The 13,111-nt window shown below is 62.1% G+C and carries 14 protein-coding genes; 9 read left to right on the top strand and 5 right to left on the bottom strand.

The annotated features are described in order from the left end of the window. Positions 1-56: 56 nt before the first annotated feature. The 3 genes from ACODTD_RS08765 to ACODTD_RS08755 are packed head-to-tail and all read left to right on the top strand — an operon-like array spanning position 57 to position 2,309. Positions 57-1,079, top strand: a complete 1,023-nt coding sequence (locus ACODTD_RS08765) for an aldo/keto reductase (RefSeq protein WP_489104737.1) — start codon at positions 57-59, stop codon at positions 1,077-1,079. Beyond that, positions 1,076-1,873 carry an SDR family NAD(P)-dependent oxidoreductase gene (locus ACODTD_RS08760; protein ID WP_011334884.1) on the top strand — a complete coding sequence of 266 codons (798 nt, stop codon included), beginning with the start codon at positions 1,076-1,078 and terminating at the stop codon, positions 1,871-1,873. Before ACODTD_RS08765 ends, ACODTD_RS08760 begins: the two co-directional genes overlap by 4 nt. Positions 1,874-1,898: 25 nt before the next feature. Beyond that, positions 1,899-2,309 (top strand): SRPBCC family protein, encoded by a 411-nt coding sequence (locus ACODTD_RS08755; RefSeq protein ID WP_011334883.1) that lies wholly within the window; start codon positions 1,899-1,901, stop codon positions 2,307-2,309. A gap of 42 nt (positions 2,310-2,351) precedes the next feature. Here the strand turns inward: ACODTD_RS08755 and ACODTD_RS08750 are convergent, their stop codons facing one another. After that, complete coding sequence (locus ACODTD_RS08750) at positions 2,352-3,746, bottom strand: sensor histidine kinase (protein ID WP_011334882.1); 1,395 nt, start codon at positions 3,744-3,746, stop codon at positions 2,352-2,354. After that, positions 3,724-4,407 carry a response regulator transcription factor gene (locus ACODTD_RS08745; RefSeq protein ID WP_007952956.1) on the bottom strand — a complete coding sequence of 228 codons (684 nt, stop codon included), beginning with the start codon at positions 4,405-4,407 and terminating at the stop codon, positions 3,724-3,726. Before ACODTD_RS08745 ends, ACODTD_RS08750 begins: the two co-directional genes overlap by 23 nt. Before the next feature lie 190 nt (positions 4,408-4,597). On the opposite strand from ACODTD_RS08745, the gene ACODTD_RS08740 reads away from it, so the two are divergent. After that, complete coding sequence (locus ACODTD_RS08740) at positions 4,598-4,906, top strand: YdcA family protein (RefSeq protein ID WP_080511039.1); 309 nt, start codon at positions 4,598-4,600, stop codon at positions 4,904-4,906. 194 nt (positions 4,907-5,100) lie between these two features. Further along, a complete protein-coding gene (locus ACODTD_RS08735) occupies positions 5,101-6,039 on the top strand; it encodes a hypothetical protein (RefSeq protein WP_011334880.1) in 939 nt (312 codons plus the stop codon). On the opposite strand, the gene ACODTD_RS08730 is transcribed toward ACODTD_RS08735, so the two are convergent. Then, positions 6,036-6,230 carry a hypothetical protein gene (locus ACODTD_RS08730; RefSeq protein ID WP_489104736.1) on the bottom strand — a complete coding sequence of 65 codons (195 nt, stop codon included), beginning with the start codon at positions 6,228-6,230 and terminating at the stop codon, positions 6,036-6,038. The genes ACODTD_RS08735 and ACODTD_RS08730 overlap by 4 nt on opposite strands. Before the next feature lie 216 nt (positions 6,231-6,446). Between ACODTD_RS08730 and hcnA the strand changes: the two genes are divergently transcribed. Genes hcnA through hcnC form a run of 3 tightly spaced genes read left to right on the top strand, consistent with a single transcriptional unit; the run spans position 6,447 to position 9,419 of the window. Continuing rightward, entirely contained in the window at positions 6,447-6,761 is a 315-nt protein-coding gene (gene hcnA / locus ACODTD_RS08725) for a cyanide-forming glycine dehydrogenase subunit HcnA (RefSeq protein WP_041475585.1), read from the top strand. Further along, positions 6,758-8,167 (top strand): cyanide-forming glycine dehydrogenase subunit HcnB, encoded by a 1,410-nt coding sequence (hcnB, locus tag ACODTD_RS08720; RefSeq protein WP_201820302.1) that lies wholly within the window; start codon positions 6,758-6,760, stop codon positions 8,165-8,167. Before hcnA ends, hcnB begins: the two co-directional genes overlap by 4 nt. Continuing rightward, positions 8,160-9,419, top strand: coding sequence for a cyanide-forming glycine dehydrogenase subunit HcnC (hcnC, locus tag ACODTD_RS08715; RefSeq protein ID WP_201820301.1), 1,260 nt, complete (start codon positions 8,160-8,162; stop codon positions 9,417-9,419). The genes hcnB and hcnC overlap by 8 nt, the downstream gene beginning before the upstream one ends. A 45-nt stretch (positions 9,420-9,464) precedes the next feature. Here hcnC and ACODTD_RS08710 read toward each other — a convergent pair whose 3' ends face one another. Then, a complete protein-coding gene (locus ACODTD_RS08710) occupies positions 9,465-11,273 on the bottom strand; it encodes a monovalent cation:proton antiporter-2 (CPA2) family protein (RefSeq protein WP_011334876.1) in 1,809 nt (602 codons plus the stop codon). 163 nt (positions 11,274-11,436) lie between these two features. Here ACODTD_RS08710 and ACODTD_RS08705 point away from each other — a divergent pair, with 163 nt between their 5' ends. Continuing rightward, a complete protein-coding gene (locus tag ACODTD_RS08705) occupies positions 11,437-12,351 on the top strand; it encodes a LysR family transcriptional regulator (RefSeq protein ID WP_007952946.1) in 915 nt (304 codons plus the stop codon). Here the strand turns inward: ACODTD_RS08705 and ACODTD_RS08700 are convergent. Beyond that, positions 12,341-13,111, bottom strand: coding sequence for a substrate-binding domain-containing protein (locus ACODTD_RS08700; RefSeq protein WP_011334874.1), 771 nt, complete (start codon positions 13,109-13,111; stop codon positions 12,341-12,343). The two genes, ACODTD_RS08705 and ACODTD_RS08700, sit on opposite strands and share 11 nt — an antisense overlap.

The following is a 13,111-nucleotide window of genomic DNA, read 5'->3' as shown; positions in this document are numbered from 1 at the left end:
GCAATCTAGGATCTGCTCAACGGTCAACACCGACCACGAATTACGAGGACAGCATCATGAGCTTGAAAGACAAACTCCCCGGCCAACTCGGCTTCGGCACCGCGCCGCTGGGCAACATGTTCCGCGCCATTCCTGAAGAAGAAGCCCAAGCTACCGTGCACGCGGCGTGGGAGGCCGGTGTGCGTTACTTCGACACCGCACCGTTCTACGGTTCGGGCCTCTCGGAAATCCGCCTCGGCGAAGCACTGTCCCGCTACAAGCGCGACGACTATGTGCTCAGCACCAAAGTCGGCCGGGTGATTCTCGATGAAGTCGAAGACGCCGCCGCCCGGGATCTGGGCGAGAAAAGCGGGGTGTTCGAACACGGCCGCCCGAACAAGATCGTCAACGACTACAGCGCTGACGCTACGCTGCGTTCGATCGAAGACAGCCTCAAGCGCCTGAAAACCGATCGCCTCGACATCGTCTGGGTCCACGACATCGCTCAGGATTTCTACGGCGATCAATGGCTCGAGTACTTCAATCAGGCCCGTACCGGCGCCTTCAAAGTCCTGACCCGTCTGCGTGAAGAAGGCGTGATCAAGGGCTGGGGCCTGGGCGTGAACAAGGTCGAGCCGTGCGAGTTGACGCTGGACCTGACCGGGGCGCAGCCTGACGGCTTCCTGTTGGCCGGCCGCTACACCTTGCTCGATCACGACCGCGCTCTGCAGCGCTTGATGGATTCGGCCCGGGCGCAGAACGTTGAAATCGTTGTCGGCGGTCCATACAGCTCTGGGATCCTGGCCGGCGGCGCGCACTTCGAATACCAGAAAGCCAGCCCTGAGATCGTGGCGAAGGTCGAGCAGATCAAACGCATCGCCGCGGCTTACGGCGTCGATGTCAAAGCGGCTGCACTACAATTCTCGCTGGCCAATCCGGCCGTGGCAGCCGTGATTCCCGGCGCGAGCAAACCGGGGCGTATCGCTGAAGATGTGGCGGCGCTGTCGGCGGTCATTCCGGCCGGTTTCTGGCAGGCCATGCGTGAAGCGAAACTGGTGTCCGAACGTGCACCATTACCCATCGACGAGGTGAAAGCATGAAGATCGATCTGAGCGGAAAACTGGCGATTGTCAGCGGCAGCACGGCGGGCATCGGTTTGGGTATCAGCCAGTCGCTGGCCGAAGCGGGCGCCACGGTGGTGGTGATCGGTCGCGACGCGGCCAAGGTCGAACAGGCGCTTACAAGCATTCGAGACAAGGTGCCGGGCGCGCAACTGCGCGGTCTGACGGCGGATCTGGGCACGGCCGAAGGCGCGCAGAAACTGTTCGCCGCCGAACCGAAAGCCGACATCCTGGTGAACAACCTCGGCATCTACAACGCCGTGGATTTCTTCGACGCGCCGGACGATGAGTGGACGCGCTTCTATGAGATCAACGTGATCTCCGGCGTGCGCTTGTCGCGGCATTACGTGCCGGCGATGGTCGAGCAGGGCTGGGGCCGGGTGATCTTCCTGTCTTCGGAATCCGGCGTAGCCACCCCGGCCGACATGATCAACTACGGCGTGACCAAAAGCGCCAACCTCGCGGTGTCCCATGGCCTGGCCAAACGCCTGGCGGGCACCGGGGTTACGGTCAACGCGATCCTGCCGGGGCCGACCTTCACCGACGGTGTCGAGGAAATGCTCAAGGATGCCGCCGCCGAGTCTGGCCGCAGCCTGCGGGACGAGGCTGACGCGTTTGTCCGCCGGGCCCGCCCGAGCTCGATCATCCAGCGCGTGGCGGATGTCGAAGAGGTCGCGCACCTGGTCACCTACATCGCTTCACCGCTGTCTTCAGCTACCACTGGCGCCGCGTTGCGGGTCGACGGTGGCGTGGTCGACAGCCTGACTATCTGAATTCATCGAGAGAGACTTTTTATTTATGGCAACTGCATCAGCAACCATCGACATTCCGGCTTCGGCCGAACAGGTCTGGCAATTGATTGGCGGCTTCAACAGCCTGCCGGACTGGCTCCCGTTCATTCCCAATAGCGAACTGAGTGAAGGCGGGCGTGTGCGCACCCTGCAAACCGCTGACGGCGGGGTGGTGGTCGAGCGTCTGGAGACGTTCGATAACGCGGGCAAGACTTACAGCTATTCGATTCTGCAGGCACCGTTTCCGGCTACCGATTATCTGGCGACGATTCGTGTTGAAGCCCAGGGGCAGGGCGCGAAGGTGACGTGGTCGGGACGGTTTACGGCCAAGGGCGTGAGCGAGGAGGAAGTGGTGGCGCTGTTCAGCGGGATCTATCAGGGTGGGCTCGAGGCACTGCGCGCCAACTACCCCGCTTAAGTTGATCGCTGATCGTTCCCACGCGGCGTGGGAACGATCTCTTCAAGACTGTGAAATCAGACTCTGCCGACAATCCAGCACCAGCTTCGCCCCGCCCAGATCGCTGCGTCCCACCTCAAGACTGAAACCGTGCAGATTGACGATCGCCGCGACGATCGACAGTCCCAGGCCAAAACCATTCTGCGGTTGCCCGCCCTCGGCGCGATAGAAGCGCTGGAACACCGCCTCCCGTTCGGATTCTGGAATGCCGGGCCCGGAGTCGTGCACCTCGATCCGCGTATGCCCCGCATCATTGACCCCGCGCAACACCACCGTGCCACCGGCCGGGGTGAACTTGATCGAGTTACTCAACAGGTTCGCCAGCGCTTCAAACAGCAACGCTCGATCACCGTTCAGCATGGGCAGGGTTTCCGGCATGTTCAGTTCGAAGCGCAACTCGTCGTCTTCGGCCAGCGGCAGATAGAACTCGTGCAATTCCTGCAGCAGCAACACCGGATCGAGCTCGACAAACCCCGAGCGGCGCTGACGATCCTCCAGTTCGGAAATCCTCAATAAACCCCGAAACCGCGCCATCAACGTATCGGCCTCGGCCAGCACCAGATCCAGTTGCGCCGCTTCCGGCGAACCTTCGCCAGCCTGCTGCTGCATGCGATACAACTGCGCGCGCAATCGGGTCAGCGGGGTGCGCAGGTCATGGGCAATGTTGTCGCACACGCCTTTGACTTCATTCATCAAGCGCTCGATGCGATCGAGCATGGCGTTGACGATGGCGGCGAGCATGTCCAGCTCATCGCGGCGATTGGACAGCGGCAAACGGTGGGTCAGGTCCCCGGCGACAATCGACTGGGCGCTGGCCTGGATCGCCCGGATCCGCCGCAACGGCCGGCGACGCAGCAAATGCCAGCCGATGATGCCCGGCACAATCGTCAGCGATACGCCCCAGAGCAACGCATGCAGAATGATCCTGGTCACCGCGAACAGCGAACCGTTGTCACGCAACAACACCAGCCAGCGGCCGTCTCGGGTCGGGGTGGCGACAGCGTCGCAGCTGTCGGCGGGCAGGGTCGGGTCGTCGGAGTCGGCGCATTCGCTGAGCATGTGGATCTTGCCGTCCAGCGGCAGGCCCTCGGGGATCTTCTGCAACGCGCCGCCGAGGTAGCGATGCTGGGCGTCAAACAGGCCGTAGGCGTCGATGCCGCGAATGTCGAAGGTCATGCTGGCGGCGAGGGCCTCTTCCAGTTGATCGCCGCGAAAATGCTTGAACAGGTGCTGACGTTGCATCAGCGAATGCTTGGCCAGGTTGTCGAGATAACCGGAAACCTCGAAGTACATGACCCCCATGAGGATCGCGCTCCAGGCCACGAACAACGAACTGTACAGCGCCAGCAAGCGGCTGCTGGAAGAGCGCCAACCGTCAGACGGGTTCGGCAATGACATAACCCGAGCCTCGCACCGTACGGATCAGCGGGACATTGCCCGGCGGGTCGATCTTCTTGCGCAGACGGCCGATGTGCACGTCGATCAGGTTGGTGCCGGGGTCGAAGTGGTAGCCCCAGACTTCCTCGAAAATCATCATCCGCGACAGGATCTGACCGCTGTTGCGCATCAGGAATTCCAGCAACTTGTACTCGGTCGGCAGCAGCGTCAGCACTTGCTCGGCGCGACGGGCTTCGTGGCTGATCAGGTCGAGTTGCAGATCCGCCACCTGCAACGTGGTCGGCTGGGCGCCGTTGCTGTTCTGCCGACGCAGCAACACTTCGACCCGGGCGGCCATTTCATCGGTGGCGAACGGTTTGGTCAGGTAATCATCGCCGCCGGCGCGCAAGCCGCGCACGCGCTCGTCGACATCGGAGAGGGCGCTGATCATCAGGATCGGCGTGGCCACGCCCATGGTGCGCAGGGTGGTGACGATGGCCAGGCCATCGAGTTCCGGCAGCATGCGGTCGAGGGTGATCAGGTCGTAGTTGCCGCTGACGGCGCGGTCCAGGCCTTCACGGCCGTTGTCGACCCAGTCCACGTCGAGGCCGTGGCTGCTCAGTTCGGCGACAATTTCCCGGGCGGTCACGGCGTCGTCTTCGATGGTGAGGATGCGAGTCATGGTGGGCCTGCTGGTCTGTTCAAACGCAATGGCAGCATTTTGCCAAGATTTTGCGCGGGCGCTTTAAATTAACTTTCATGTTTTAGCCGTCATTAGTCGCAGTTGCCGAATTATTCTGTGAAACGTTGATATCATATGGCCATATTTTTCAAGGGGTGATGCCGTGAGCCGGTTGATTCGTGGTGGCTGGATGCCGATGGCCGGGATGTTGCTGGCGCTGCTGAGCGCTTCGGCACTGGCCGCCAACACCCCGTGTTCCGGGAAAAAGGGCGGCATCGATCGCTGCGACGGCGATCTGTTCCTGTGCAATGACGGCTCCATCAGCGGCTCGAAGAAGAGCTGCGCCGCCATGTTCGGCATCCGCGAACAGGCGCGACCGCAACAACTTCTGCAAAGCAACGATGGCTGTGATTGCGGCACCGGCTCATTCTGCACCGGGCCGCGCGGCGGCGTGTATTGCCTGACTCCGAGTGGCAAGAAAAGCTACAAACGCAAATGACCGGGGCTTTTGTGCCAATGCATAAAACCCGCTGTTATTGAGCCGTTGTTGCAAATTGCATGGTCCTGGGAAGTTCAGACTTTTTAACTGATTGAATCCAAACGATTTATTTAGTGTCGGCGACTGGCACGGTCACTGCAATTCCTCTGATGACGAGTTGTAACACCATTTTTCATGCCTGGAGCACTACAACAATGAATAGATCCTCTGATGGGTTTTATCCTGCCTACGAAGGAGAGTCGAGCAACGTCTCGGGGGTGTCCTGGGGCGCGATCTTCGCAGGGGCTGCCGCTGCGGCGGCACTGTCGCTGATTCTCGTGCTGCTGGGCTTCGGTCTGGGCTTCTCCGCCGTATCACCGTGGGCCGGGGAGGGTATCAGCGCCAAGGGGCTGGGCATTTCCACCATCATCTGGCTGGCGGCCACGCAAATCATCGCTTCGGGGCTCGGTGGCTACATCGCTGGTCGCTTGCGAGTGAAGTGGGCCAACATGCACGGTGACGAGGTTTATTTCCGCGACACCGCCCATGGCTTCCTGTCCTGGTGTGTAGCGACTCTGGTCACCGCAACGCTGGTGGTCGGCTCGGTCAGCAGCATCGTCAGCGGTGGCGTGCAGGCCGGTGCAAGTGTCGCCGGTGGCGCAGCCAGTGCGATGACTCAGGCGGCGGGTACTGCCGCGGCCAACACCGACAGTGATCAGTACGGCTACTTCGTCGACAGCCTGTTTCGCGACGATCGTCCCGCCGCCGTCAGCGATGACGCCGCCCGTGGCACCGTGACCCGGATCTTCGCCCAGAGCCTGGCCAACGGTCAGCTCAGCGCCGAAGACCGTACCTATCTCGCACAACTGGTCGCTCAGCGTACCAACCTGACCCAGGCCGACGCCGAACGTCGGGTCGATGAAATCTACGCCCGCACCCAGAAGGCAATCGCCGACGCCAAAGTGAAAGCGCAACAAGCCGCCGACACCGCCGCCAAAGTCGCTGCCTGGACCACGCTGTGGATGTTCATCGCACTGTTGGCCGGTGCGTTCTTCGCCAGCCTCTCGGCCACCTTCGGCGGTCGCCGCCGGGATGCGGTCGAGTACGTCGAAGTCGAAACCTACACCACGACCACGCTGCCGCCAGTCCGTTAATCAAGGAGAATCACCATGCGCTCACTACTGCTGTTTTTCCTCGGCGTTCCAATCCCGATCATCATCCTGATCGCCCTGTTCGTGCACTGATTCCTTGAGGCATATGCCTTGGCCGCTTCCATCTTCGGGTTGAAGCGGCTTTTTGCTTTCTGCGCAGTGTCGAGGTCGCAGAACCCTACAGTCATTTCCATGGCCTGGATCAATATCCGTTAATGCAATATCCCCTAACGTGAAATTTCCAGGCCCTTGCCGCTGGATCGACTACATTGCTTGCGCGCACTCTGCTGCGCGAGCAAAACCCGCCTGCCGGCCCGATAGAGAGCGATAACCCCCCACGAGCCGGCGAGGTGTAGTGCAGCAAGGAGCTGTTTCAACCTCACCTGAACTTTTCACGGATGATCATCGCAATGCACTGCCTAGAAAGAACCTTCGATATCCAGCCCTTGGCGCAGGCGGATATGACTGTCCATATCAACGGCCAGCCGGTCACCGCCGCCATCGGCGAAACCGTGCTCAGCGTCATTCAGTCCCTTGGCGTGCGCCAGGTGGCGCGCAACGATCACAACCAGATCAGCGGTGCCTATTGCGGCATGGGCGTGTGCCAGTGCTGCCTGGTGAAAATCAACGGCCGGCACAAGCGTCGAGCCTGCCAGACCGTGGTGCGCGAGGGCATGCTGATCGAAACCCAGGCCAACCGTATTCACGGGCAGGAGGTGCTATGAGCCTGCATCCGGTGATCGTCGGCGGTGGCCCGGCGGGAATGGCCGCGGCCATCGAATTGGCCCTGCATGGGGTGCGCTGCACTTTGCTCGAAGAAGCTTCGCGCCTTGGCGGCGTGGTCTATCGCGGGCCGCTGCGTGACGGCGTGCAGCTGGATTATCTGGGGCCGCGTTACTCCGAGGCGTTGGGCAAATTGCACGGTGATTTCCAGGAGCAGTCCGGGCTGATCGACGTGCGCCTCAACCACCGCGTAGTCGGCGCAGAAGGCACGCGTTCGCTGGTGGTACTGGACGGCGACGAGCGGCTGCATGAAATCGAATACCCGCAGTTGCTGCTGGCCGCCGGTTGTCACGAGCGCAGCGTGCCGTTTCCAGGCTGGACGCTGCCCGGCGTGATCCTGCTGGGCGGTCTGCAATTGCAGATCAAAAGCGGGGTGGTCAAACCGCAGGGGCCGGTGGTGATCGCCGGTACCGGGCCGCTGTTGCCGCTGGTGGCGACCCAGTTGCATGCGTCGGGCGTGAGTGTGGCGGGGGTCTACGAGGCCTGCGCATTCGGCAAGATTGCCAAGGAAAGCCTGGCACTGCTGAACAAGCCGCAGCTGTTCCTCGATGGCTTGAGCATGCTCGCCTACCTGAAACTGCACAGCATCCCGATGCACTACGGCTGGGGCGTGGTCGAAGCGCACGGCGAAGGCGAACTGAAAAGCGTCAGCGTGGCACCGTACTCGGCAACGTGGGAGCCGGACCTGAGCCGGGTTGAACGCTTCGAAGCGAAGACCCTAGCCGTCGGCTACGGCTTCATCCCGCGCACGCAACTGAGTCAGCAAATGGGTCTGGATCACGGCTTCAGCGACGACGGTTACCTGCGCGCCAACGCCAATATCTGGCAGCAAAGCAGCGAGCCCCACGTGCATCTGGCCGGTGACATGGGCGGGATTCGTGGCGGCGAAGCGGCGATGCTCGCCGGCAAGATCGCCGCCACTTCGATCCTGCTGCAACGCGGCGTGCTGGAAGAAGAGCTGGCGCGGGTCCGTCGCGACCGTTACCTGAGCAAACTCAAAGCCATCGTACGTTTCCGCGCCGCAGTGGATCGCTACACCGAACGCGGCGTCGGGCAGACCGCATTGCCGGCCGCCGACACGGTGATCTGCCGCTGCGAACACGCGACCCGCGCCGACATCGACCGGGCGCTGGAGCAGGGCGTGCAAGACATCGCCAGCCTGAAAATGCGCACCCGCATAAGCATGGGCGACTGCCAGGGGCGGATGTGCGTCGGCTATTGCAGCGACCGCTTGCGTCAGGCCTCCGGGCGCAAGGATGTCGGCTGGCTGCGCCCGCGTTTCCCGATCGATCCGATCCCTTTTTCCGCGTTCCAGTCCCTCGGCACGGAGGCCGTTTCCCATGAGTAAGTTCTATGACGTGGTCATCGCCGGCGGCGGTGTGATCGGCGCCTCCATCGCCTATCAGTTGTCCAAACGCAAAGGCCTCAAGGTTGCGCTGATCGACGCCAAGCGTCCGGGCAACGCGACCCGCGCTTCGGCCGGCGGTTTGTGGGCGATTGGCGAGTCAGTGGGGCTGGGCTGCGGGGTGATTTTCTTCCGCATGATGTCGGCCAGCCGCAAGCGCGAAACCCAGGGCGCGGCGGTGGCGGTGGACGCCAGCACGCCGCACATTCTGCCGCCGTCGTTTTTCGATTTCGCCTTGCAGTCCAACGCGCTGTACCCGGCGCTGCACCGCGAACTGCGCGACAACCACGGGATGGATTTCAAGTTCGAAAAGACCGGGCTCAAGTTCGTGATCTATGACGATGAAGACCGGTTGTACGCCGAGCACATCGTCAGTTGCATTCCGCACTTGGCCGATCAGGTGCGCTGGCTGGATCAGGCGGCGTTGCGCGAGTCCGAGCCGAGCGTCAGCCATGAGGCACGCGGGGCGCTGGAGTTTCTCTGCGACCACCAGGTCAGCCCGTTCCGCCTGGCCGACGCCTACACCGAAGGCGCCCGGCAGAATGGCGTGGACATGTACGTCAACACCAACATCACCGGCGTGTTGCATCACGGCACCCGGGTGACTGGCGTACAGACGGCCGAAGCCGGGGTGTTCCACTGCAAAACCCTGATCAACGCCGCCGGCGCCTGGGCAGCGGACTTGAGCGAGTGGGCCACGGGCATCCGCATTCCGGTGAAACCGGTTAAAGGCCAGATCCTGCTCACCGAACGTCTGCCGAAAATCCTCAACGGTTGCCTGACCACCAGCGATTGCTACATGGCACAGAAGGACAACGGCGAAATCCTGATCGGCAGCACCACCGAGGATAAGGGCTTCGACGTCACCACCACCTGGCCGGAAATCGCCGGGCTGGTGCAGGGCGCGGTGCGTTGTTTGCCGGAACTGGCGGACATCAACCTCAAACGCACCTGGGCCGGGTTGCGGCCGGGCTCGCCGGACGAATTGCCGATTCTCGGGCCGATGGCCGGGGTCGAGGGTTACCTCAACGCCTGTGGGCATTTCCGCACCGGGGTGCTGACGTCGGCGATCACCGGGGTGTTGCTGGACAAAATGGTCAACGATGAACCGCTGCCGCTGGACATCACGCCGTTTCTGGCGGACCGGTTTGCAGAGGCGCCCCTGAAGGAGGAGCGGGCGCTGGAGATGGCCTGATCAGAACCTTCCCGCGCATTGCGCGGGAAGGATTGATGGCGGGGCTCAGGACTTGCCCGATTGTTCTTCCAGTTGATCCGACTCGAACAACCGGGCCAGTTCCGCCCGCGCTTCCTGGGCGGTCTGCAGCACTTTGGCCGCGTCGTCGTACACCGCGTGTTGAGCTTCCAGCACCTGTTCGTCATGGTGCTTGAAGCGCTTGATCCGCGCATCGGCCTGGGCCTGGGTCAAGCCAAGGCCAACCAGGGTGCGGCGGCTCATTTCCAGGCTTGAGTAATAGGTCTCCCGGATCGGATCGGCCCCCACATCCACCAGCCGATGCACATGCTGCCGGTTACGCGCCCGGGCGATGATCTTCATGTCTGGATAGAGCTTGCGCACGATCTCAGCGGTCTTGATGTTGGTTTCCGGATCATCCGTGGCAATCACGAAGTACTCCGCTTCACCGACCTTGGCCGCACTGAGGATTTCCGGACGCATCGGGTCACCGTAGAACACCGGTACGCCACCAAAACTGCGCGACAGTTCGATGGTTTCCACCGAGGTGTCCAGCGCCACGAACTTGATGTTCTGCGCCCGCAGGATCCGCGCCACGATCTGCCCCATACGGCCCATGCCGGCGATCACTACCCGTGGGGATTCGGTCTCGATCTGGCGGAATTTCTCCGGCACTTCCACCGGCTGCACCTTCGGGCTGACCAGCCGTGCGCAGACCAGCAGCAACAGCGGCGTGACGGCCATCGACAGGGTGATGGTCAGCACCAGCAGGTCGTACAGACGTGGTTCAAACAGGCCTTGATCGCGGCCAATCTTGAACACTACGAAAGCAAACTCACCGCCCGCTGCCAGCACGATGCCGAGGCGAATCGCGCTGACCTTGTTCAATCCACCGGCCAGACGCCCGACTACAAACAACAACGGCAACTTCAGGGCGATCAGCAACAGCGTCAGCCCCAGCACCGTGATTGGCGCGCTGAGCAGCAGACTGAGGTTGGCGCCCATGCCGACGCTGATGAAAAACAGCCCGAGAAGCAGACCCTTGAACGGTTCGATCTGCGCTTCCAGCTCATGGCGGTATTCCGAATCCGCCAACAGCAACCCGGCGAGAAACGCGCCCAGCGCCATCGACACACCGACCATGTCCATCAGCCACGCTGTACCGATCACCACCAGCAACGCGGTGGCGGTGGAGACTTCCGGCAGACCGGTTTTCGCCACCACGCGAAACACCGGACGCAACAGATATCGCCCGCCGATCACCACCACGGCGATACTGCCGAGCACCTGCAAACTGTGACGAATATCGTCGGCGGTGCTGGTGTGGTGATCGACCCCCGCGAGCATCGGCACCAGGGCGATCAACGGGATCGCGGCGATGTCCTGGAACAGCAGAATCGCAAACGCCAACCGCCCGTGGGGGCTGGTCAGTTCCTTGCGCTCGGCGAGGCTTTGCAGGCCGAATGCGGTGGACGACAGCGCCAGGCCCAGGCCCAGAACAATCGCGCTGTTCAGCGGCTGGCCGAACACCGACAACGCCAGCACACCGATCACCGAACCGGTCAGCAGCACCTGCGCCAGACCCACGCCGAACACCGATTTGCGCATCACCCACAAACGTCGCGGCGACAGCTCAAGACCGATGATGAACAACAGCAGCACCACGCCCAGTTCCGAGATATGGCTGACACTTTGCGGATTGCCGATCAGACCCAGTACCGACGGGCCGATGATCACCCCGGCAAACAGATAACCGAGCACCGCGCCCAGTTGCAGACGCTTGGCCAGGGGAACGGTGAGCACGGCGGCCAGGAGAAAGACGACGGCGGCTTGCAACAGATTGCCTTCATGGGGCATGAGCGGAACTCCAGTAACGCGGTACGGCGGGGGGCGACAAGGATAAAGGCTGAAATCATTGCAGATCTACCGCACAGCCTGCTTGAGCAGATGTGCTTCTGTAATAATTTGCATCAATTGGTTACATTTATAACCTCAACGAATCAATTCCTTCGAGTCTTTCATGGCCATCAACTTCGACCTCAACGACCTGCAAGCCTTTCGCGCCGTGGTCGAGCAGGGCAGTTTCCGCAAGGCCGCCGACACCGTGCGCCTGTCGCAACCGGCCCTGAGCCGGCGCATCGAAAAGCTCGAAGACGCTCTCGGCGTGAAGCTGTTCGAGCGCACCACGCGTAAGGTCAGCCTGACCCAGGCCGGACGCGGTTTCATGCCCAGCGTCGAACGCTTGCTCGACGATCTGGACGTCGCGTTGCTCGGCATCAGTGAAGTCGCCTCGAATCGGCAGGGCCACGTGACTGTTGCCTGCGTGCCGTCGGCGGCGTACTACTTCATGCCGAGCGTGGTCGCCCGTTATCACCAGCAGTTTCCGCGCATCAAAGTCAAAGTCCTCGATTCCAGCGCCCACGACGTGCTGAGCGCGGTGGTCAATGGCGAGGCGGATTTCGGTCTGAGTTTCATGGGCACCCAAGAGGCGGGCGTGGATTTCGAGCCGCTGGTGCAGGAGAGCTACGTGGTTGCCTGTCGCCGCGATCATCCGCTGGCCGGGCGCAGCAGCGTCACCTGGGACGAGTTCTACCGGCAGGATTACATCTCGCTGGACAAGACTTCCGGCAATCGTTTTTTGCTCGATCAGGCCCTGGCCAAAGTGGTGCCGCAGCGCCCTAGCATCTGCGAGACGCGGCATGTGACGACCATGATCGGTCTGGTGGAAGCGGGGTTGGGGGTGGCAGCGGTGCCATTGATGGCGATGCCGGCGGCGGATCATCCGATCCTGACGCGGGTGCCGCTGACCGATCCGCAAGTGATGCGCAGTGTCGGCATCATCAAACGCCGGGGTCGTACGCTGACCCCGGCGGCACTGGAGCTGGAGCGGCTGGTGGTGGAAATGAAGGTCCAGCCGCCGACGGTCAGCGCTTGACCGAATCCAGCCCGGTGGCCTGTACGTCAGGCTGGGCTGCAGGTGCGGCCAGATAAGCGAGCAACGCTTTGGCTTCCTGCGGATGCTGCGCACCCACCGGAATCCCCGCTGCAAACCGCGTTACCGACTGCACCGATTCCGGAATCTTCGCCACAAAACTCACCCCCGGCACCGGCAGCAATTCGCTGACCTGCTGGAAGCCCAGTTGATAGTCGCCGTTTGCGACCACTGAACCCACCGGGATTTTCGGGATCATCTTCGCCTTCGGTTTCAGCTGATCTTCGATCCCCAGTTTCTTGAACAATTGCTGCTCGATGTACACGCCGCTGGCGCTGTCGGAGTAGGCCACCGATTTTGCATCGAGCAGGGTTTTCTTCAGAGCGTCGACGTTGCTGATGTCCGGTTTCGGCGCGCCTTCGCGCACCACCAGGCCGATTCGCGAATCCGCCAGTTCCACCCGCGAAGCCGGATCAACCTTGCCTTGCTTGATCAGATCATCGAGGGCGTAGCCGACCATGATCACCACGTCGGCCTTTTCACCACGGGCGAGGCGATTGGGGATTGCCTCCGGCGCCTTGCCCATCGACGGGCCGAGTTGGGTGTCCAGCGTGTTGCCGGTGGCGGCGGCGAATTTCGGCCCGAGGATCTTGTAGGCGGCGGTGAAACCGCCGGAAGTCATGACCCGCAGTTCTTCGGCCTGGGCCGCAACGTTGAATGCGAGGCCGGCGAGCAGGGCGGTAACGGTAAACAGTTTTTTCAT

It is taken from the genome of Pseudomonas sp. FG35, assembly GCF_057809295.1.
This window is presented reverse-complemented; position numbering and strand designations above follow the sequence as displayed.

Coding starts and splice junctions, on each gene's coding strand:
- hcnA (WP_041475585.1), top strand. CDS start 6,447: ATGCACTGCCTAGAAAGAACCTTCGATATCCAGCCCTTGGCGCAGGCG.
- ACODTD_RS08700 (WP_011334874.1), bottom strand. CDS start 13,111: ATGAAAAAACTGTTTACCGTTACCGCCCTGCTCGCCGGCCTCGCATTC.
- ACODTD_RS08730 (WP_489104736.1), bottom strand. CDS start 6,230: ATGGAAATGACTGTAGGGTTCTGCGACCTCGACACTGCGCAGAAAGCA.
- ACODTD_RS08735 (WP_011334880.1), top strand. CDS start 5,101: ATGAATAGATCCTCTGATGGGTTTTATCCTGCCTACGAAGGAGAGTCG.
- hcnC (WP_201820301.1), top strand. CDS start 8,160: ATGAGTAAGTTCTATGACGTGGTCATCGCCGGCGGCGGTGTGATCGGC.
- ACODTD_RS08755 (WP_011334883.1), top strand. CDS start 1,899: ATGGCAACTGCATCAGCAACCATCGACATTCCGGCTTCGGCCGAACAG.
- ACODTD_RS08765 (WP_489104737.1), top strand. CDS start 57: ATGAGCTTGAAAGACAAACTCCCCGGCCAACTCGGCTTCGGCACCGCG.
- ACODTD_RS08710 (WP_011334876.1), bottom strand. CDS start 11,273: ATGCCCCATGAAGGCAATCTGTTGCAAGCCGCCGTCGTCTTTCTCCTG.
- ACODTD_RS08750 (WP_011334882.1), bottom strand. CDS start 3,746: ATGTCATTGCCGAACCCGTCTGACGGTTGGCGCTCTTCCAGCAGCCGC.
- ACODTD_RS08745 (WP_007952956.1), bottom strand. CDS start 4,407: ATGACTCGCATCCTCACCATCGAAGACGACGCCGTGACCGCCCGGGAA.
- hcnB (WP_201820302.1), top strand. CDS start 6,758: ATGAGCCTGCATCCGGTGATCGTCGGCGGTGGCCCGGCGGGAATGGCC.
- ACODTD_RS08705 (WP_007952946.1), top strand. CDS start 11,437: ATGGCCATCAACTTCGACCTCAACGACCTGCAAGCCTTTCGCGCCGTG.
- ACODTD_RS08740 (WP_080511039.1), top strand. CDS start 4,598: ATGCCGATGGCCGGGATGTTGCTGGCGCTGCTGAGCGCTTCGGCACTG.
- ACODTD_RS08760 (WP_011334884.1), top strand. CDS start 1,076: ATGAAGATCGATCTGAGCGGAAAACTGGCGATTGTCAGCGGCAGCACG.